This window comes from Burkholderia sp. Ac-20392 (assembly GCF_017104585.1).
Taxonomy (GTDB): Bacteria; Pseudomonadota; Gammaproteobacteria; order Burkholderiales; family Burkholderiaceae; genus Burkholderia; species Burkholderia lata.
This window is the reverse complement of record NZ_JAAGPB010001145.1, coordinates 1-705: the sequence shown is the minus strand read 5'-3', so window position 1 is coordinate 705 and position 705 is coordinate 1. Positions and strand designations below refer to the sequence as shown.

Below are 705 nucleotides of genomic sequence, written 5' to 3'. Positions count from 1 at the left end.
GTGCCGACGCCACGCACGTCGCACGATTTCCGCGAACGCGCCGACGAGCAGCAGCACGGCGCCCCACAGCGCGACCTCCGGCACGAGCCGCGTGACGAGGCCGCCGACCACCGCGCCCGCGAGGAAGCAGAAGCTGATCGTCGCGAGCAGCGCCGAGTCGTGCAGCGCACCCGCGTCGTAGCGCGGGATCAGCCCGACGAACAGCTTCTGCGCGGCGCGCCGCAGGTTGCCGGTGGTCATCACCGACGTGTACGACAGTTCCTCGAGGTGGGTGAACGACAGCGTCTGCAGCGTCGCGACGAACGAAATGCCGGGGATCAGCCACGCGCTCGACGCGCCGACGAGGCCGCTCGCGGCGACGCCGAGAAAGGCGATCTCGACGAGCAGGCTCGCGAACGCCGTGTGCTTCATCCAGCCGCGCTGCGCGGCGAGGCCGAGCAGGTGCGCGACGAACACCGCGATCACGAAGCCGACGAGCGGCGGCACGTGATGCAGCGCGGCGGCCCATTCGCCGGCCGACAGGTTGATGCCGAGCAGCGCGACGTTGCCGGTCATCGTGTTCGCGAACACGTGGCCGTGGCCGACATACGTGTACGCGTCGAGGTAGCCGCCGGACAGCGTCAGCAACGCGGCGACAGTGAGATTGCGGCTGGCGCCGTCGAGATCCATCGAGCCTCCCGTGGTGCGCGCCGCCCGGCCGCGCGA

Annotated in this window: 1 protein-coding gene; it reads right to left on the bottom strand. The window is 70.9% G+C overall.

Going from position 1 to position 705, the window contains the following annotated elements:
* The coding region (locus tag G3N99_RS41300; protein ID WP_206125321.1) for a YoaK family protein at nucleotides 1–669 on the bottom strand (669 nt) is incomplete at its 3' end.
* Nucleotides 670–705: the final 36 nt, after the last annotated feature.